18 protein-coding genes are annotated in these 17,761 nt (G+C 60.2%); 6 read left to right on the forward strand and 12 right to left on the reverse strand.

Annotation, left to right across the window (positions count from 1 at the left end):
• Window positions 1-9: 9 nt before the first annotated feature.
• Together ptsI and crr are read left to right on the forward strand one after the other, a co-directional pair.
• Window positions 10-1,737 (forward strand): phosphoenolpyruvate-protein phosphotransferase PtsI, encoded by a 1,728-nt coding sequence (gene ptsI, locus GUC32_RS17835; RefSeq protein ID WP_025303782.1) that lies wholly within the window; start codon window positions 10-12, stop codon window positions 1,735-1,737.
• A 49-nt stretch (window positions 1,738-1,786) separates the two neighbouring features.
• The gene (gene crr, locus GUC32_RS17840; protein WP_004936467.1) at window positions 1,787-2,296 is read left to right on the forward strand and encodes a PTS glucose transporter subunit IIA; all 510 of its coding nucleotides are present in this window, start codon (window positions 1,787-1,789) and stop codon (window positions 2,294-2,296) included.
• A gap of 75 nt (window positions 2,297-2,371) precedes the next feature.
• Here crr and GUC32_RS17845 read toward each other — a convergent pair whose 3' ends face one another.
• The 10 genes from GUC32_RS17845 to GUC32_RS17890 all read right to left on the reverse strand — a co-directional run bounded on the left by GUC32_RS17845 (window position 2,372) and on the right by GUC32_RS17890 (window position 11,907).
• Window positions 2,372-3,697 (reverse strand): ATP-binding protein, encoded by a 1,326-nt coding sequence (locus tag GUC32_RS17845; protein WP_025303783.1) that lies wholly within the window; start codon window positions 3,695-3,697, stop codon window positions 2,372-2,374.
• Between the two features lie 6 nt (window positions 3,698-3,703).
• A complete protein-coding gene (locus GUC32_RS17850; RefSeq protein WP_025303784.1) occupies window positions 3,704-4,384 on the reverse strand; it encodes a response regulator transcription factor in 681 nt (226 codons plus the stop codon).
• A 252-nt stretch (window positions 4,385-4,636) separates the two neighbouring features.
• On the reverse strand, window positions 4,637-5,518 hold the full coding sequence (gene cysM / locus GUC32_RS17855) for a cysteine synthase CysM (protein WP_197826384.1): 882 nt from the start codon (window positions 5,516-5,518) through the stop codon (window positions 4,637-4,639).
• A gap of 81 nt (window positions 5,519-5,599) precedes the next feature.
• The gene (cysA, locus tag GUC32_RS17860) at window positions 5,600-6,688 is read right to left on the reverse strand and encodes a sulfate/thiosulfate ABC transporter ATP-binding protein CysA (protein WP_025303786.1); all 1,089 of its coding nucleotides are present in this window, start codon (window positions 6,686-6,688) and stop codon (window positions 5,600-5,602) included.
• Complete coding sequence (gene cysW / locus GUC32_RS17865; RefSeq protein ID WP_025303787.1) at window positions 6,678-7,553, reverse strand: sulfate/thiosulfate ABC transporter permease CysW; 876 nt, start codon at window positions 7,551-7,553, stop codon at window positions 6,678-6,680. Before cysW ends, cysA begins: the two co-directional genes overlap by 11 nt.
• A complete protein-coding gene (gene cysT / locus GUC32_RS17870; protein WP_164068658.1) occupies window positions 7,553-8,392 on the reverse strand; it encodes a sulfate/thiosulfate ABC transporter permease CysT in 840 nt (279 codons plus the stop codon). The genes cysW and cysT overlap by 1 nt, the downstream gene beginning before the upstream one ends.
• Window positions 8,393-9,415 carry a sulfate ABC transporter substrate-binding protein gene (locus GUC32_RS17875; RefSeq protein WP_025303789.1) on the reverse strand — a complete coding sequence of 341 codons (1,023 nt, stop codon included), beginning with the start codon at window positions 9,413-9,415 and terminating at the stop codon, window positions 8,393-8,395.
• Window positions 9,416-9,616: 201 nt separating this feature from the next.
• Entirely contained in the window at window positions 9,617-10,516 is a 900-nt protein-coding gene (locus GUC32_RS17880) for a Dyp-type peroxidase (protein WP_004936493.1), read from the reverse strand.
• 182 nt (window positions 10,517-10,698) lie between these two features.
• Complete coding sequence (locus tag GUC32_RS17885) at window positions 10,699-11,286, reverse strand: RpoE-regulated lipoprotein (protein WP_004936494.1); 588 nt, start codon at window positions 11,284-11,286, stop codon at window positions 10,699-10,701.
• A 156-nt stretch (window positions 11,287-11,442) separates the two neighbouring features.
• Entirely contained in the window at window positions 11,443-11,907 is a 465-nt protein-coding gene (locus GUC32_RS17890; RefSeq protein WP_369435360.1) for a DUF2919 domain-containing protein, read from the reverse strand.
• Window positions 11,908-12,082: 175 nt separating this feature from the next.
• Between GUC32_RS17890 and GUC32_RS17895 the strand changes: the two genes are divergently transcribed.
• Window positions 12,083-12,481 carry a YgiW/YdeI family stress tolerance OB fold protein gene (locus GUC32_RS17895; protein ID WP_025303791.1) on the forward strand — a complete coding sequence of 133 codons (399 nt, stop codon included), beginning with the start codon at window positions 12,083-12,085 and terminating at the stop codon, window positions 12,479-12,481.
• A 42-nt stretch (window positions 12,482-12,523) separates the two neighbouring features.
• On the opposite strand, the gene GUC32_RS17900 is transcribed toward GUC32_RS17895, so the two are convergent.
• Window positions 12,524-12,949 (reverse strand): GNAT family acetyltransferase, encoded by a 426-nt coding sequence (locus GUC32_RS17900; protein ID WP_004936504.1) that lies wholly within the window; start codon window positions 12,947-12,949, stop codon window positions 12,524-12,526.
• Window positions 12,950-13,153: 204 nt separating this feature from the next.
• Here GUC32_RS17900 and amiA point away from each other — a divergent pair, with 204 nt between their 5' ends.
• From amiA to GUC32_RS17915, 3 genes are all read left to right on the forward strand, one after another.
• Window positions 13,154-14,035: an N-acetylmuramoyl-L-alanine amidase AmiA gene (gene amiA / locus GUC32_RS17905; protein ID WP_238969555.1), complete on the forward strand. Its 882-nt coding sequence runs from the start codon at window positions 13,154-13,156 to the stop codon at window positions 14,033-14,035.
• 65 nt (window positions 14,036-14,100) lie between these two features.
• On the forward strand, window positions 14,101-15,021 hold the full coding sequence (gene hemF, locus GUC32_RS17910; RefSeq protein ID WP_025303793.1) for an oxygen-dependent coproporphyrinogen oxidase: 921 nt from the start codon (window positions 14,101-14,103) through the stop codon (window positions 15,019-15,021).
• On the forward strand, window positions 15,021-15,476 hold the full coding sequence (locus GUC32_RS17915) for a YaiI/YqxD family protein (RefSeq protein WP_025303794.1): 456 nt from the start codon (window positions 15,021-15,023) through the stop codon (window positions 15,474-15,476). Before hemF ends, GUC32_RS17915 begins: the two co-directional genes overlap by 1 nt.
• 22 nt (window positions 15,477-15,498) lie before the next feature.
• Here the strand turns inward: GUC32_RS17915 and GUC32_RS17920 are convergent, their stop codons facing one another.
• Window positions 15,499-17,739, reverse strand: coding sequence for a TonB-dependent receptor (locus tag GUC32_RS17920; protein WP_238969556.1), 2,241 nt, complete (start codon window positions 17,737-17,739; stop codon window positions 15,499-15,501).
• Between the last annotated feature and the right edge of the window lie 22 nt (window positions 17,740-17,761).

The raw sequence follows: 17,761 nt of genomic DNA on the forward strand, positions 1-17,761 counted from the left end.
GGTAGGGTTATGATTTCAGGCATTTTAGTATCACCGGGCATCGCTTTTGGTAAGGCTCTCTTGCTGAAAGAAGACGACATCGTCATCAACCGGAAAAAAATCTCTGCTGATCAAGTAGAGCAGGAAGTCTCGCGTTTTCTGGCCGGCCGCGCAAAAGCGTCCGAACAGCTGGAAGCGATCAAGACCAAAGCTGGCGAAACCTTCGGCGAAGAGAAGGAAGCTATCTTCGAAGGCCACATCATGTTGCTGGAAGACGAAGAGCTTGAGCAGGAAATCATAGCCCTAATCAAAGACGATCTGGCCTCCGCAGACGCCGCCGCCTACACCGTGATCGAAGGTCAGGCAAAAGCGTTGGAAGAGCTGGACGACGAATACCTGAAAGAACGCGCCGCCGACGTGCGCGACATCGGCAAACGCCTGCTGCAAAACATTCTGGGCATGCCGATCGTCGATCTGGGCTCCATTCAGGACGAAGTGATCCTGGTGGCCACCGATCTGACCCCGTCCGAGACCGCGCAGCTGAACCTGGACAAAGTGCTGGGCTTCATTACCGATCTCGGCGGCCGCACCTCCCACACCTCTATCATGGCGCGCTCCCTGGAGCTGCCGGCGATCGTCGGTACCAGCGACGTGACCAAGCAGGTGAAAAACGACGACTACCTGATTCTGGATGCGGTTAACAACAAAATTTACGTTAACCCGACCGCTGACGTTATCGATCAGCTGAAAGCCGCCCAGAACCAATACATCACCGAGAAAAACGATCTGGCCAAGCTGAAGGACCTGCCGGCGATTACGCTGGACGGCCATCAGGTTGAAGTCTGCGCCAACATCGGCACCGTGCGCGACGTCGCGGGTGCAGAGCGCAACGGCGCGGAAGGCGTCGGCCTGTATCGTACCGAATTCCTGTTCATGGACCGTGACTCGCTGCCGACCGAAGACGAGCAGTTCCAGGCTTATAAAGCCGTGGCGGAAGCCATGGGCTCGCAGGCCGTGATCGTCCGCACCATGGACATCGGCGGCGACAAAGACCTGCCGTACATGAACCTGCCGAAGGAAGAGAACCCGTTCCTCGGCTGGCGCGCCATCCGCATCGCGATGGACCGCCGTGAAATCCTGCACGCCCAGCTGCGCGCCATCCTGCGCGCCTCGGCGTTCGGCAAACTGCGCATCATGTTCCCGATGATCATCTCCGTGGAAGAAGTGCGCGATCTGAAAGGCGAAATCGAGACGCTGAAGGCGCAGCTGCGCGAAGAAGGCAAGGCGTTTGACGAGAGCATCGAGGTGGGCGTGATGGTGGAAACACCGGCTGCGGCGGTCATCGCTCACCACCTGGCGAAAGAAGTCGACTTCTTTAGTATTGGGACAAACGATCTAACCCAGTATACTCTGGCGGTAGATCGCGGCAACGAGCTGATTTCTCATCTCTATAACCCGATGTCCCCATCAGTACTTAGCCTGATCAAACAGGTTATTGATGCATCTCACGCAGAAGGCAAGTGGACCGGCATGTGCGGCGAACTGGCTGGCGATGAGCGTGCTACACTGTTGTTATTGGGCATGGGGCTGGATGAGTTCAGCATGAGTGCGATTTCAATCCCGCGCATCAAGAAAATTATTCGTAACACGAATTTCGAAGATGTGAAGGCGTTGGCAGCGCAGGCCTTGGCACAGCCAACGGCACAAGACCTGATGAATTGCGTCAATAAATTCATCGAAGAAAAAACGCTCTGCTAAACTTCCACGACACTGGAACGCCGCCCAATTTAATGCTTAGGAGAAGATCATGGGTTTGTTCGATAAACTGAAATCTCTGGTTTCTGATGACAAGAAAGACACGGGCACTATCGAGATCGTCGCTCCCCTTTCTGGCGAAATCGTCAATATCGAAGATGTGCCGGACGTAGTGTTCGCTGAAAAAATCGTTGGCGACGGTATCGCCATCAAACCGGCCGGTAACAAAATGGTTGCTCCGGTTGACGGCACCATCGGTAAGATTTTCGAAACCAACCATGCATTCTCTATCGAATCCGACAGCGGCATTGAGCTGTTCGTCCACTTCGGCATCGATACCGTAGAACTGAAAGGCGAAGGCTTCAAACGCATCGCCGAAGAAGGTCAGCGCGTCAAGAAAGGTGACGTGGTTATCGAGTTCAACCTGCCACTGCTGGAAGAGAAAGCCAAGTCTACCCTGACGCCGGTCGTTATCTCCAACATGGACGAGATCAAAGAGCTGATCAAACTGTCCGGCAGCGTGACCGTTGGCGAAACCCCGATCATCCGCATCAAGAAGTAAGCGCGGATGAGCAAGAAAAACGGCGCCCTCGGCGCCGTTTTTTTATCCCCTTCGTCGTATCCCAATCTCGCTACGTTATGACGACCAGCGCGGGATACGCAGGGTAATGACCAGCCCCTCTCTGTCGCCGTTGCGCGCCTCAACCTGGCCGCCGTGCGCCAATACCACCTTGCGGGTGATCGCCAGCCCCAGGCCGTAGCCCTTGCCCGACTGCGCCGACTTCACGCGTACGAACGGATCGAAGATGCTCGACAGCTTCGCCTCTTCGACCCCCGGCCCCTGATCGCTGACGGCGATCTGGAACTGGTTATCGACGCGCGACAGCGCCACCGTCACCCGCTGGCCGTGGCTGGAAAAGCGCAGCGCATTGCGCACGATGTTGTCCACCGCTCGCCGCATCAGTTCCGCATTGCCCTTGACGGTGTACTCCACGTCCGACTCGGCCTGCAGCACGATATCCACGCCGGGCACCTGCGCCTCGTAGCGTGCATCGCTCACCACCGCATCCACCAGGCCGTACAGATCGAAGTACTCCTCGTCCGGCAGGCTACTGTGTTCGGTACGCGACAACGCCAGCAGCTCGCCGATCATTTTGTCCAGCCGCCCCGACTCGTGTTCGATACGTTTGAGCGAGGCTTCGACGTTACCGGCATTCTGCCGCGCCAGGCCAATCGCCAGCTGCAGGCGCGCCAGCGGTGAACGCAGCTCGTGCGAAACGTCATGAAGTAACTGCTCGCGGGCGCTAACCAGCAGTTCCAGCCGCTCGGCCATGGTGTCGAAATCGCGCGCCACGTCGGACAGCTCGTCATGGCGGCGCCGCATGTTCGGGAACAGCCGCACCGACAGATCGCCCTGCGCCACCCGATCCAGGCCGCCGCGCAGCTGACGCATCGGCCGGGTCAGGTTCCAGGCCAGCACGGCGCTGAACAGCAAACCGCCCAGCCCGCCGACCCACAGCATCGGCGCAGGAATGTTGAAGAAGTGGGAACGCCGCTCCGGCCGATACTCTTCCCGCAGCCCGCGCACGTCATAGCTCAGCCAGTAACCTTGCCCTTCTCCGGTCTGCACCCAGGCGGAAATCGCTTTCGGCATACGACGCCCTTCAAACACCGGTTCTTCCGGCGCGGGCGGCGGCGGTTGGGTCATCGGCGTAACCGACAGCAGACGCCTGTCGTCCTCGGGCCAGTCGCGCATCAGGGCTTCCAGCGCCGGCATACCGCCGCTGCGCAACTGGGTGGCGGCGGAGGTCAGTTGCAGGCCAATGACCCGCCGCGCCATGGCGTTCTCCGGCGGCACATAACGATCGCCATAAAGAGAAAACGCCACCCACAGCGCCTGCGTCATGATGAGGAAGGTCAACCAAAAGCCGAGTAAAATTTTCCAGAACAGTCTTCCGCGCATATCAGGTTACCGGATGCGATAGCCGATGCTGCGCACCGTCTCGATGCTGAGCTTACTGCCGGCCAACGCGCTCAGCTTCTGGCGAATATTGCTGATGTGCACGTCCACGCTGCGGTCATAGGCCTCACGCGGGCGCCCCAGCCCCTTCTCGGACAGCTCGTCCTTCGACACCACGCGATCCGGCGCGCGCAGCAACAGCTCCAACAGATTGAATTCCGAAGCGGTCAGATCAAACGCCTTACCGCGCCATTCGCTGCTGCGGGTTGAAGGGTTCAACGTCAGCTCGCCGAAGCTGATAGCGGCTTCGTCGTCCGCCTCTTGCGGCCGCTCTTCGAAACGGCGCAGCACCGCGCGCAGACGCGCCACCAATTCGCGCGGGTAGCACGGTTTGGGCATGTAATCGTCGGCGCCCATCTCCAGGCCAATCACCCGATCGATGTTGTCACCTTTGGCGGTCAGCATGATGATCGGCAGCCGGCTCTTTTTACGTACGTCCCGCAGCACGTCAATGCCGCTCATGTCCGGCAGCATGATGTCGAGGATCATCGCGGTATAGTCGCCCGACAGCGCGCCCTCTACCCCCGCCTTGCCCGTCAGCACTAGCGTGGCATCGAAGCCTTCGCCGGTCAGGTATTCGCTCAGCATGGTGCCAAGCTCCAGGTCATCGTCGACCAGTAAAATTTTCATGCCTTGCTCCTTCACCGATTTTCGTTATTTTCCCGCCAATTCCGCCGGCCCGCAGCCGGTTTTACTCAATCCTTACACATCGCTCTTTGCGTCTCGCCACCGTTATTGTGGCCGCTGCCGCGCAATTTCTCTACTTCAGTCATGGCATTGGCGCACGAGCAAGCGGCAGCTACCACGCAAGCGGGGCTGCCGTCTGTCGAAAGGAAAGGGGGAAAGATTCTCCCGACGGAACACACCGCCGGGAAGGAGCGATCAGTCGAACACGCCGGTAGAGAGGTAACGGTCGCCGCGATCGCAAACGATCGCCACCACGACGCTGCCAGGGTGGGCCGCCGCGATGCGCAAGGCGCCGGCTACCGCACCGCCGGAGCTGACGCCGCAGAAAATGCCTTCACGCTGCGCCAACTGGCGCATGGTCTGCTCGGCATCGCCCTGTTCGATATCCAACACCTGATCCACCAGCTCCGGGCGGAAAATCCCCGGCAGGTAAGCAGGCGACCAACGGCGAATGCCGGGGATGTTGCTGCCCTCCGCCGGCTGCAGGCCGACGATCTGCACCTGCGGATTCTGGCTCTTCAGGTAACCGCCCACGCCGGTAATGGTGCCGGTGGTGCCCATGCTGGAAACGAAGTGCGTGATGCGCCCTTCGGTCTGGCGCCAGATCTCCGGGCCAGTGGTGGTGAAGTGGGCATAAGGATTGTCGAGATTGTTAAACTGATCCAGCACCTTGCCCTGCCCCTGGCGCTGCATCTCCAACGCCAGATCGCGCGCCCCTTCCATCCCCTGCTCACGGCTGACCAGGATCAGTTCCGCACCGTAGGCGCGCATCGCCGCCTGCCGTTCCAGGCTCATGTTCTCCGGCATCAGCAGCTTCAGCGTATAGCCTTTCAATGCAGCGATCATCGCCAGTGCAATGCCGGTGTTGCCGCTGGTAGCCTCGATCAGCACGTCGCCGGGCTTGATCTCCCCGCGCAGCTCCGCCTGCTGGATCATCGCCAACGCGGCGCGATCCTTCACCGATCCCGCCGGGTTATTGCCTTCCAGTTTGACCCATACTTCGCTGCCCGCCTGGGCGGCCAGCCGTTGCAGTTTTACCAGCGGGGTATTCCCGATGCATTGTTCGAGCGTTGTCACGATCTTTGCCTGTGTGTTGGTGTGCGTAAAGTAAAAAGGCAACCCTGGGGTTGCCTTGAAAAAAAGGGCTGTTAAAACCTATCAGGCGCTTTTGGCTAACGCAACAGGTTGCAGCAGTTGATCGCCGGCATACAGCCGCGCATTGAGGCTGCCGACGTAATAACGGCCGCCGCGCACCGGCGTGGCGTTGCCTTCCGGCAGCACTATGCTGATCGGTTCCTGATGCCAGCCGATCGGCTGCACCGTCAGCTGCCAGAAATGGCCGCGCGGGCTGACTTCCAGCACCTGAACCGGCAGCGGGCAACGTTCGCTGCTTTCGGTCGCCACTTCCATTTCCCACGGGCGCAGGAACAGATCGACGCTGCCCTGGTGCATCGGCTGGAACGACAGCGGCCACTGATGCGCGCCGACGAACAGCTGGGAGCCGCGAATTTCGCCGTTCAGGCGGTTCACTTCCCCCATGAATTCCAGCACGAAGCGGCTGGCCGGCTCGCGCATAATCTCCTCCGGCGAGCCAACCTGTTCGATATTACCCTGGCTCATCACCACGATGCGGTCGGCCACTTCCATCGCTTCTTCCTGATCGTGGGTGACGAATACGCTGGTGAACTTCAGCTCTTCGTGCAGTTGGCGCAGCCAGCGACGCAGCTCTTTACGCACCTGCGCATCCAGCGCGCCAAACGGCTCGTCCAGCAGCAGAATTTGCGGTTCCACCGCCAGGGCGCGCGCCAGCGCCACGCGCTGTTTCTGGCCGCCGGACAGCTGCGACGGGTAGCGATTGGCCAAATGGCCAAGCTGCACCATGTCCAGCAACTGAGTGACTTTCTGTTTGATCGCCGCGGCGTTCGGCCGCTCGCGGCGTGGCAGCACGGTCAGGCCGAAGGCGATGTTGTCGAACACCGTCATGTGGCGGAACAGCGCATAGTGCTGAAACACGAAACCCACGCGCCTGTCGCGTGCATGCATGTGGCTGACGTCGGTGCCGTGGAAGCCCAGCTTGCCGCCGCTCTGGCTTTCCAGCCCGGCGATGATGCGCAGCAGCGTGGTCTTGCCGGAACCGGACGGCCCGAGCAGCGCCACCATCTCGCCGGAAGCAATATCGAGCGAGATATCGTTCAATACCTTGGTGCGACCGAAGTACTTGTTGATGCCGTTAATCTCAATGCTCATGATTTTCCTCCCGCTCGAGACGCGCGTTTTGACGTTCCAGACGCCACTGCAGCGCACTCTTCAAAAATAGGGTAACGATCGCCATCAGGGTCAATAGCGCGGCAGCGGTAAAGGAACCGACGGTGTTGTAATCCTGCTGCAACAGCTCGACCTGCAGCGGCAGACTGTAGGTTTCGCCGCGAATCGAACCGGACACCACCGACACCGCGCCGAACTCGCCGATGGCGCGTGCGTTGGTCAGCACCACGCCATACAGCAGCGCCCAGCGAATGTTGGGCAGCGTCACGCGGCGGAACATCTGCCAGCCGGACGCCCCCAGCAGAATGGCGGCCTCGTCTTCCTGGCTGCCCTGGCTGAGCATCATCGGCACCAGCTCGCGCACCACGAAGGGACAGGTGACGAAAATAGTCACCAACACCATGCCCGGCCAGGAGAACATGATCTGGATGTTATGCGCATCCAGCCAGCCGCCCAGCAGGCCGTTGCTGCCGTAAAACAGCAGGTAAATCAGCCCCGCCACCACCGGTGAAACGGCGAACGGGATATCGATCAGCGTCAGCAGCAGCTGGCGGCCGGGGAAGGTGAAACGCGTCACCAGCCACGCCAGCAACGTGCCGAACACCAGGTTAAACGGCACGGTAATCAGCGCGATCAAGACCGTCAGCCAAATGGCGTGCAGCATGTCCGGATCGAGCAAGTTGCTCCACATCGCGCCGAATCCTTTGGAAAAGGCCTCGGCGAAAATCGACATCATCGGCACCACCAGCAGCAGCACCGAGAACAGCGTTCCGATGGCGATCAGCGTCCACTTGCCCCAGTTAACGCGTGGGCGCTCGGCGCCGTTGAAGGCGGAAACATCAGCCATCAGTGCCCTCCTCCCAAACGTCTGCCGAAGCGGCTTTGCAATACGTTAATGCTGAACAGCAGCAGCAGCGACGCCGCCAGGATCACCGAGGCGATGGCGCTGGCCGCCGGGTAATCGAACTCCTGCAAACGCACAAAAATCATCAGCGAGGTCACTTCCGTCTTCCAGGCGATGTTGCCGGCGATGAAAATCACCGCGCCGAACTCGCCCAGGCTACGGGTAAAGGAGATGGCGGTGCCGGCCAGCAGTGCCGGCGCCACCTCGGGCAGCACCACGCGGCAAAAACTCTGCCAGCGCGTGGCGCCCAGCGTCTCGGCCGCCTCTTCGTATTCCGGCCCCAGCTCTTCCAGCACCGGCTGCACGGTGCGCACCACAAACGGCAGGCTGGTGAACGCCATCGCTACCGCGATCCCGAGCCAGGTAAAGGTAACCTTGATGTCGAAGTGCGCCAGCCACTGACCGTACCAGCCGGTGGTAGAAAACAGCCCCGCCAGCGTCAGGCCGGCCACCGCCGTCGGCAGCGCGAACGGCAGATCGATCAGGCCATCCAGCAGCGAACGGCCGGGAAAACGGTAGCGCGTCAGGATCCAGGCCATCAGCATGCCGAACACCGCATTGAACAGGCTGGCAACGCCGGCCGCCAGCAGCGTCACTTTATACGCCGCCACCACCTGCGGGTTGGCTATCACTTCCCAATATTGCGCCAGGCTCATCTGCGCCAGCTGCATCACCAACGCACTGAGCGGCAGCAGCAGGATCAAACAGGTATAAAACAGGCTGCTGCCGAGGCTGAGGCCAAATCCGGGCAGCACCCGCTTACTGGACGACAACGCCAACATTTACTTGCGCCCTGCCGCTAACAGCTGATCCAGCTCGCCGCCGGTGGCGAAATGGGTTTTCATCACCTGCGGCCAGCCGCCAAATTGATCTTCCACCCGGAACAGTTGGGTGTCCGGGAATTGCCCCTTGGCCGCCGCCATCGCTTTCTGGTCATACACGCGGTAGTAGAAGCTGGTGATCACCTGCTGCGCCGCCGGGCTGTAGAGATAGTTCAGATAGGCTTTGGCCGCCTGTTCGGTGCCGTTGCGCTCGACGTTTTTATCGACCCAGGCCACCGGGAACTCCGCCAGAATATCGACCGGCGGCACGATCACGTCGTACTTGTCTTCACCGTATTGCTTGCGGATGTTGTTCACTTCGGACTCGAAGCTGATCAGCACGTCGCCCAAACCGCGCTCGACGAAGGTGGTGGTCGCGCCGCGGCCGCCGGTATCGAACACCAGCACGTTCTTCAGGAAACGGGTCATGAAGGCGCGAGTCTTGGCCGCATCATTGCCGTCGGCCTGGCTGGCGGCGCCCCAGGCGGCCAGATAGGTATAACGGCCGTTGCCGGAGGTTTTCGGATTCGGGAACACCAGTTTCACGTCGTCACGCACCAGATCGTTCCAGGTGTGGATGCCCTTCGGGTTGTCCTTGCGCACCAGAAACGCCATGGTGGAATAGAACGGCGAGCTGTTGTTCGGCAGGCGCGACTGCCAGTCCGCCGGGATCAGCTGCCCGCGATCGTGCAGGATCTGTACGTCGGTGACCTGGTTGTAAGTCACCACGTCGGCACGCAGGCCCTGCAGGATCGCCAGCGCCTGCTTCGACGAGCCGGCGTGCGATTGTTTGATGGTCAGCTTGTCGTTCGGATGCTGTTGATTCCACTGCTGTTCAAAGCCGGGATTCAGCGCGACGAACAATTCACGGGAAACGTCATAAGAGCTGTTCAGCAATTCCGCCGCCGACGCGGCGCCGCTCGCCAACAGCGCAGCCGCCAGCCAACCTTTCAGCACGAGATTTTTAACCCGGTTTTGTTTCATTCTGCACCTTATCACTGAGTCATTCCTTCAGGCTTTCGCCTTATTGACGACCAGTGTATTTATAACTCGGTGCGGAGCTGTAACGCTTTTATATACCGTTTGGTGATTTACAAGCATCAAACGCTATAAGGCAGGGAATGCGAGGCGTTTTCGGGACGGAAAAACGGGCCGAAGCCGGGCGCACCGGCTTCGGCAACGGCGTCAAAGTGACAGCAGGCGCGTTAGCGATGGCGCAAAGTAGTAGCTGCCGGTGACCGCACGGCTGAAACGCAGCATCGCGTCGCGTTTGCCGTCCAGATCGCCGAACATGCTTAGCAGCTGCTGCTCGATATTGTGCAGGCGCGCGCAATAGGCAATGAAGAACAGGCCGTGCTTGCCGCTGGCGGTGCCGTAAGGCAAGCTCTGGCGCAGAATTTTCAGGCCCTTGCCATTCTCTTTCAGATCGACGCGGCTGACATGGGAGGTATCCGGGCGCTGATCCGCAGGCAGTTCTTCGCTGTCGTGCTTGGTGCGGCCGATGATCTGCTCCTGCTGCTCGGTGGTAAAGCGCTGCCACTGGCGCAGGTTGTGCTCGTAACGTTGTACCAGCACGTAGCTGCCGCCTGCGTCCTCTTCGCCTTCGGCGATCGTCGCCACTGCCGGGCGCTGATCGCCCTGCGGGTTTTCGGTGCCGTCGATGAAGCCGCTCAGATCGCGCTCTTCCACCCAACGGAAACCGTGGGTTTCTTCTTCAATCTTGATGACGTTGCCGAACGCCGCCAGCGCGGCCTGCGCCAGCGTGAAGTTGACGTCGTGACGCAGCGACTGGATGTGGATCAGCATATCGCGTTGGGTGGCCGGCGCCAGCCCTTTGCCGAGCGGCGTGAACGGCTTCAGCTCTTTCGCCCCCTGGCCGCTGGAGAGATCGTGCCAAACGTCGTAGCCGAAAGCGATCACCGCGCCAAGGCGCGCATCGGGGAACTGCTGCTGCAGCTCGCTCAGCGTCTGACAAAACTGCTTGCAGCCCTGGCGCAAGTCGGCGAATTCGCCCTGTACGCTGGCTTCCATAAAAATGGCGAAACGGCAGTGCTCCAGCAAAATGCCGCTCTGAACCTGTGTCATGTTGTTATCCTCGATACCAGAATCCGGCAACAGGTAAGGTATGGCGGTTGACGCGCGGGTTCCCTGTTACAAACGCGCGCTATCATACCGCAAGCACGGGCGATTGCCTTGCAGCAGCGCAAAGAAAATAGGGGTAATGGCTTGAAAAGGCAGGCGCCGTGAACCGGCGCCCGTTGAACGCATTACTGCTGCGGCTTGGCGTGCCAGATGATTTTGCTGACCGTCCAACTTTTCAGGGTGTCGTCCGGCGGAATGATATCCTGCGCCCCGGCCCACTTGCCGCTGAAGATGTAGGTGACGTACTTGCTCTGCTCCGCCACGCACTCCACTTTACCGGCGTCTTCGCCGCTGCCCGGTTTACAGGAGCCGAACGCCTTGCTGTACATGTCGCCGAACGGCGTGCCGAGCTTGTTGCCCCACTCCGTCGCCACTTTCGGATCCAGCACGTCCACCCGCTGCAGGCGCCCCTTCGGTTCGCCGGTGATCACCAGCTTCACCTCGTCGCCGGACAGCGCCTGGTAGTAAGAGACGATCTGGCCGTTGTTGGTCGCCATGCCGCCGCGCAGACGGTAGTTGCCGTCCAGCCCGTCGTTGATGGCGCTTTCCGACATCGGCGTGCCGGCGTTGAGCTTGCCGACGCCCTTGGCGCCGACCTCCAGGCTGCTGCCGAACCAGTTGAACGGCGACAGGCTGGACCAGGAGAAATTGGACATGCTCGAACAGCCGGTCAATAACAGCGGAAGCCCTAACAGCAGGGGGCGAATATTCATCTCTAGCTCCTTAAACATCAATGGCACGGGGCGGTAACCCGCCCCTGCCGCACTCGGCGTTTTGCTGCGTGCCAGCCTCTCACAACGGCCCGCACTACGCCAACGGTTGCCAGCTTGGAGTGCGGAAAATGCGAAAAGTGCCGCACTTCTCGGCAATTAGTCGGCGTGCTCCGCCGGCGCGAAACAGGCTTTCAGACGCGCATTCAACAGCAGATAGCTCAGCGCGAGCGCATCGAGCAGCGCCAGCGTCAGTTCCAGCCCCGGCGCATCGCCGTCCTGGCGCCACAGGCTGAACAACGCGCCGCAGAGCGACGCCAGCACGGAGATAACCAGCCCCCAGCGCCAGCCGCGCCACAGCCGCGGCCATTGATGGCGACGGCCGCTCAGCAAAAACGCCAGCGCTGCCGGCAAGCCGAGCAACATGCCGTACCAAAAACGTTGGGTATCCGGATAAAACAGCGCCAGCAAGCTTTCGCCCTGTTCACGCGAAACGCCGGCCATCACGAACAGCAGCCAGGTGCGCGCCTGCAGAATCAGCACGGTCCAAAATCCCAGCGGCAGTCGCAGCGCGCCGTGCTGGTCGTAATCGTCCGGGGAAAACCGGGGTGAGAATGGCTTCAACGATCGTTCCTTGCCAACAGAATAAAGACTATGGCTACAGATGGGCGCCGGCGATGGGAATTTCAATATGTCGGCTTAAGAAGCTCTTAAGATCGGCGTGTTTTAATGCTTATCACTAAGCAAGCAACCCGATATCAGCGGGATGTGATTTTCGATAACAATAAGGAAGCGCAACATGAAAAAACTGACTCTGGCCGCTCTGATCGCGCTGTGCAGCGCACCGGTACTGGCGCAACAAGGCGGGTTCCTCGATCCGGCCGCGCCGCAGGCCCAAACGCAAACCACCGCACAAGGTGGTTTCGCCGGCCCCAGCGCAGCGCTGACCACCGTGGACAAGGTGAAATCGCTGAGCGACGACACCTGGGTGATGCTGCAGGGCAACATCGAGCAGCGCATCGGCGACGAAACCTATACTTTCCGCGATGCCACCGGCACCCTGACGGTCGATATCGATCGCAAACGCTGGAACGGCCAAACCGTTACGCCGAAAGACAAGGTACAGCTGGAAGGCAAAGTGGATAAAGACTGGAACAGCCTCGAAGTGGACGTGAAAACCGTCAAAAAGCTGCCGTAATGCACTGCGTCGGGCGGTGCAACACCGCCGCCCGACGCGCGATCAATATTCCTGATCTTCGATCAGCCGCTTGCCCAGGCTGGTGATGCCCTGGATCTCGTAGCCGAGCTTCTCGTACATCTCGACCACCGTGTCGTTGTCTTCGCGCACCATAATCTGGATCTTCGGGCAGCCGCGGGCGATCAGCTTCTTCTCCAGACGATTGATCAACGCATTGGCGATGCCGCGCCCGCGATAGTCGGGATGCACCCCGAGGTAATACGCCGAGCCGCGGTGGCCGTCATAGCCGCCCATCACCGAACCGACCACTTCGCCGCCGACTTCCGCCACCAGGAACAGCTCCGGATCGTGGTTCAGCTTGCGCTCGATGTCCATTTCCGGATCGTTCCAGGGCCGCAGCAGATCGCAGCGCTCCCACAGGGTAATGACTTCTTCAAAGTCGTCTTGTCGAAATACGCGAATTTCCATCGATGTTGGCCGCTGTTAATTAAGGTGTTTATCTGATTATCGCGTGATTATTCACTTACGCAATATCAAACTGCGATTTACCGCGCTATTTACCCGGAAATCGCCGGTAACAGGCGTAATAAATGGAAATAGTTATCGGGTCGATTAATGATTATCAATACGATATAACGTCGCAAAATAGAAACGTCGATGGAGCGTTGCGTAATGAAAAAGCAGGGTAAACAATTCCTCAATTTTAAACCGCTTGCCGTTTCCCCGACGCGACGCCAACTTTTGCTTTCCGGCCTGGCGGTCGCGCTGTTCGGCGTGAAAAACCAAAGCGCCAGGGCGGAAGGCCTGCTGCGCAATCAGCACAGCAAACCGGCGGCGAAACCGGCCGGCGGCAAAAAGCGGGTGATGATCGATCCCGGCCACGGCGGCATTGACTCCGGCGCGGTCGGCCACGAAGGTTCGCAGGAAAAACACATCGTGCTGGAAATCGCCAACCACGTGCGCCGTTTCCTGCATGAGCACGATCACGTCGAGGCGCGCCTGACGCGCGAAGAAGACGAGTTCATTCCGCTGTTCCAGCGGGTGGAGATCGCCCACCAGCACCAGGCCGATCTGTTCATTTCGATTCACGCCGACGGTTTTACCAGCCCGTCGGCCTCCGGCGCTTCGGTGTTCGCCCTCTCCAACCGCGGCGCCAGCAGCGCCATGGCGCGCTACCTGTCCAACCGTGAAAACGCCGCCGACGACGTGGCGGGCGGCAAGTACAAGGATCAGGACAACTACCTGCAGCAGGTGCTGTTCGATCTGGTGCAAACCGACACCATCAACAACAGCCTGACGCTCGGCCGCCACGTGCTCGGCCAAATTCGCCCGGTGCACCATCTGCACAGCGACAGCACCGAACAGGCGGCGTTCGCGGTGTTGAAATCCCCGTCCATTCCCTCGGTGCTGGTGGAAACCTCGTTCATCACCAACCCGAACGAAGAGCGGCTGCTGGGCACCACCGCGTTTCGCGAGAAAATCGCCCGCGCCATCGCGGACGGCATCGTCAACTTCTTCGACTACTTCGACGCCCACCAGCGCAAACCCCGCTGATGCCGCGGGCGGCGAATAAGAGTATACTCAGCGCCTTGTTCAGCCAGACGCTATAAAGACCCCGCATGAGTTTACCTAACATCGCTGAAGTAAAATCCTTCCTGCTGGCGCTGCAGGATCATATCTGCGCGCAGCTCGCCCAGGCCGACGGCGGCGCCGTGTTCACCGAAGACCAATGGACGCGTGAAGAAGGCGGCGGTGGCCGCAGCCGCGTGTTGACCAACGGCGCGGTGTTTGAACAGGCGGGGGTCAACTTCTCGCACGTCTCCGGCGCCACCCTGCCGGCCTCGGCCACCGCGCACCGTCCGGAACTGGCCGGGCGCAGCTTCCAGGCGATGGGCGTCTCGTTGGTTATCCATCCGCTCAGCCCTTACGTGCCCACCAGCCACGCCAACGTGCGTTTCTTCATCGCCGAAAAACCGGGCGAAGCGCCGGTGTGGTGGTTCGGCGGCGGCTTTGATCTGACGCCGTTCTACGGCTTCGAAGAGGATGCCGTGCACTGGCACCGCACCGCGGCCGATCTGTGCGCGCCGTTCGGCGACGAGGTCTACCCGAAATATAAACAGTGGTGCGACGATTACTTCTTCATCAAGCACCGCAACGAAGCACGCGGCATCGGCGGCCTGTTCTACGACGATCTGAACACCCCGGACTTCGACCACTGCTTCGCCTTCACCCGCGCGGTGGGCCAGGGCTTCCTCGACGCCTACCTGCCGATCGTCGAAAAACGTAAGGCCTTGACCTGGGGCGAGCGCGAGCGCCAGTTCCAGCTGTACCGCCGCGGCCGCTACGTGGAGTTCAACCTGGTGTGGGATCGCGGCACGCTGTTCGGGCTGCAAACCGGCGGGCGCACCGAGTCCATTCTGATGTCGATGCCGCCGCTGGTGCGTTGGGAGTATAACTACCAGCCGGAAGGCGACAGCCCGGAAGCGGCGCTGGAGCGCGATTTCCTGCCGGTGCGCGACTGGCTGCAGGAGGCGAAATGATGCAGGTTTGGGTCGATGCAGACGCCTGTCCGAACGTAATCAAAGAGGTACTGTTCCGCGCCGCCGATCGTACCGCCATCACCGTGACGCTGGTGGCGAACCAACCGCTGCGCACGCCGCCGTCGAAGTACATCCGTTCGCTGCAGGTGGCGGCCGGCTTCGACGTGGCCGACAACGAGATCGTGCGCCGCTGTGAAGCGGGCGATCTGGTGATCACCGCCGACATTCCGCTGGCGGCGGAGGTGATAGAGAAAGGCGCGGTGGCGCTGAACCCGCGCGGCGAACGCTATACGCCGGACACCATTCGCGAGCGCCTCAACATGCGCGATTTTATGGATACCCTGCGCGCCAGCGGCATTCAGACCGGCGGCCCGAACGCCCTGAACCAGCGCGACCGCCAGCAGTTCGCCAACGAGCTGGACAAATGGCTGCTGCAGGCGAAACGGGCGCAGTGATTGCGCCCTGTTCTGCTGCAGTTTAGAAGCGCACCTCCCCGCCGAAGATATAAGTCCGCCCACGGGCGGTGTTGGTCGGCGTGAAGTCCTGCGACTGCGAAGGCAGCGAGTTCATCTTGTTCAGCGCGTCCGAGTAGTCTTTGTCCATCAGGTTTTGCACGCTGAGCTTCAGCAACAGATTACGATTCACCTGATAGGTGCCGTACAGATCGATAATGGTCGGAATATGCGGCGCCGGCTCCTTCATCAACTGTTCGTTTTCATCGCGAATGGAATCAGGCGACAGGCGCACCGCTTTGCCGGTGTATTTCACCACCCCGCCCAGCGTCAACGTCTCGTCCAGCAGGCGCACCCCGCTGTCCAGCGTGAAGTAGAACTCCGGCAGTTCGCTGACATCGCCCGCGCCGAATTCGTTGCTGGCCTGGTTGGTCGGCTGGGAGGTATGCTCCTTGCTTAACGACAGCTTGGTGAAGGCGAAACCGGCGTCGTACAGCGCTTCAAGCTCCACCCCGCGCATTTTGACCGGTTCGGGGGCGTTGCTGTACATGGTCATGCTGACGTTGACGTCCGCGTCATCCCACTCTTCCTGCGTCGCCTGCGAACGGTTGCACTTCTGGCGATTTTTACACACCAGGTAGGATTGGCTGGAAATGTAGTTTTTGATTCTGGTTTCGAAATAGACCGCTTTCAGCTGGAAACTGTCCTGCTTGAACAACAGATCGTGGGCATTGGCATTGAACCCGCCCTGCCAGGTCTCCGCTTTTTCGCCCTTCAGGAACGGGTTCATCGACTGGCCGCCGCTGTTGGCGAAGAACACCTCCTGGATATTCGGCCCGCGCATCGACTTGCTGTAGCTGACGAACGGCTGCAGCCACGGCGTCACCTGCGCCGACAGCATGACCGACGGATTGAAACCCTGTTCATTGCGAGTGATATTGCTGGCCCCCTGCGGGAAGCACTCTACACGTTCGTCACAGGCCGGCTTATAGCCGGAGAGGCGATAGGCGGTGTAGTTCAGATCGAAATTCCCCTGCCAGATGCCGTAGTTGGCCTGCAACCCGCTGTACAGGCTGGAGATATCTTGTTTGCCGGCAATGCCCACCGGCATGCTTTCCGCCTGATTGTCATCCGTCACCAAGCCAGAGGCCTTTTTCTTATACTCGTTGCGCACCAGCTTGCCGCCGTAGCTGAAGGCGAAATCGACGTCCTGCAGGCTGAAACGGCTGGTGTTGTTGATATCCAGCGCATCGGAGATGTTTTTCGCTGTGCTGTCGCTGAACCCCGCCATGTTGTCGGACATGAACTTTTGCTCGCCGCGGCTGGTACTGGCGGTCAAGTTGAAATCGATCAGTTCCGAGAACGGCGCGTAGTGGTATTTGAGGTAGAAATCGTCGCTGTCGATGTGCCGGCGGGTGATTTTATTCTGGTAGCTGCGCGCCGACAGTTCGATGCTGTTGAAGGCATCCGGCTTGATGTCCACCTTGAACAGCTGGGATTTCGGGTTCTGGCGGTAGGTTTTATCGACGTTGAACATCTCGCTGTCGAAACCGGCGCCGTTTTTGTAGTTGGAGGTGATGGAACTGCCGCTGATCGCCGCCATCGCCCCCAGGCTGCCGCCGTCGGCAAAGGCGGCGGTTTTGGCGCCCACGGCGATCATGCCGCTGCGGCCGATGCCGTTATTGCCCACCGAGAATTTGGTGCGCACGCCGAACGGGTTGTCGGAAAACACCACATCGTCCACGCCGATGGTGCGGAAATTGGCGCTGCCCGCCAGGGCATTCACCCCAGCGGATCCGGTGGCGTTGCCGCGCGCCACGTCGACGCCGACGATAAAGTTAGGATCGATCAGCGCCCCGAACTGGCTGGTGGGCAATCCCCCATGCGCTGCATCGCTCGGCGAATTGCCGTAGTAGTTTTGCGTGATGCCGTCGACCATGGTGTTGACCCGGCCGAAACCGCTCAGGCCGCGAATATTGACGCTGACCGACCCCTGGCCGGGATCGATCTGGGTATAGGTGCCCGGCATGCTGCGCAGAATGCTGTCCACCGACTCCAGATTCTTGTTTTCGTCGCGCGAGCTGAACGCGCCCGGCCGGGCCAACGCCTCTTTTTCGCTGCTTTTGCCGCTGTCGGCGGCCGAGACGTTGAGCGGGCTGAACGCCACGCTGCCTTTATTATTTTCCGCCTGTTCCTGCGCGGCCGCAGCCGACCCGTACAGCGCCAGTCCCGCCCCGATCAGGCTCGCTATCATTTTGATTTTCATATATCCCCCAGAAATAGCCAAT

The organism is Serratia sp. NGAS9 (assembly GCF_009905295.1).
In the GTDB taxonomy this organism is placed as follows: domain Bacteria; phylum Pseudomonadota; class Gammaproteobacteria; order Enterobacterales; family Enterobacteriaceae; genus Serratia; species Serratia bockelmannii.

What these genes read in the sequence shown, in the direction of transcription:
- crr (WP_004936467.1), top strand. Translation starts at nt 1,787, where the DNA reads ATGGGTTTGTTCGATAAACTGAAATCTCTGGTTTCTGATGACAAGAAA.
- GUC32_RS17845 (WP_025303783.1), bottom strand. Translation starts at nt 3,697, where the DNA reads ATGCGCGGAAGACTGTTCTGGAAAATTTTACTCGGCTTTTGGTTGACC.
- hemF (WP_025303793.1), top strand. Translation starts at nt 14,101, where the DNA reads ATGAGTTTACCTAACATCGCTGAAGTAAAATCCTTCCTGCTGGCGCTG.
- GUC32_RS17915 (WP_025303794.1), top strand. Translation starts at nt 15,021, where the DNA reads ATGCAGGTTTGGGTCGATGCAGACGCCTGTCCGAACGTAATCAAAGAG.
- GUC32_RS17895 (WP_025303791.1), top strand. Translation starts at nt 12,083, where the DNA reads ATGAAAAAACTGACTCTGGCCGCTCTGATCGCGCTGTGCAGCGCACCG.
- cysA (WP_025303786.1), bottom strand. Translation starts at nt 6,688, where the DNA reads ATGAGCATTGAGATTAACGGCATCAACAAGTACTTCGGTCGCACCAAG.
- GUC32_RS17850 (WP_025303784.1), bottom strand. Translation starts at nt 4,384, where the DNA reads ATGAAAATTTTACTGGTCGACGATGACCTGGAGCTTGGCACCATGCTG.
- GUC32_RS17900 (WP_004936504.1), bottom strand. Translation starts at nt 12,949, where the DNA reads ATGGAAATTCGCGTATTTCGACAAGACGACTTTGAAGAAGTCATTACC.
- amiA (WP_238969555.1), top strand. Translation starts at nt 13,154, where the DNA reads ATGAAAAAGCAGGGTAAACAATTCCTCAATTTTAAACCGCTTGCCGTT.
- GUC32_RS17885 (WP_004936494.1), bottom strand. Translation starts at nt 11,286, where the DNA reads ATGAATATTCGCCCCCTGCTGTTAGGGCTTCCGCTGTTATTGACCGGC.
- cysW (WP_025303787.1), bottom strand. Translation starts at nt 7,553, where the DNA reads ATGGCTGATGTTTCCGCCTTCAACGGCGCCGAGCGCCCACGCGTTAAC.
- GUC32_RS17880 (WP_004936493.1), bottom strand. Translation starts at nt 10,516, where the DNA reads ATGACACAGGTTCAGAGCGGCATTTTGCTGGAGCACTGCCGTTTCGCC.
- cysT (WP_164068658.1), bottom strand. Translation starts at nt 8,392, where the DNA reads ATGTTGGCGTTGTCGTCCAGTAAGCGGGTGCTGCCCGGATTTGGCCTC.
- GUC32_RS17920 (WP_238969556.1), bottom strand. Translation starts at nt 17,739, where the DNA reads ATGAAAATCAAAATGATAGCGAGCCTGATCGGGGCGGGACTGGCGCTG.
- ptsI (WP_025303782.1), top strand. Translation starts at nt 10, where the DNA reads ATGATTTCAGGCATTTTAGTATCACCGGGCATCGCTTTTGGTAAGGCT.
- GUC32_RS17875 (WP_025303789.1), bottom strand. Translation starts at nt 9,415, where the DNA reads ATGAAACAAAACCGGGTTAAAAATCTCGTGCTGAAAGGTTGGCTGGCG.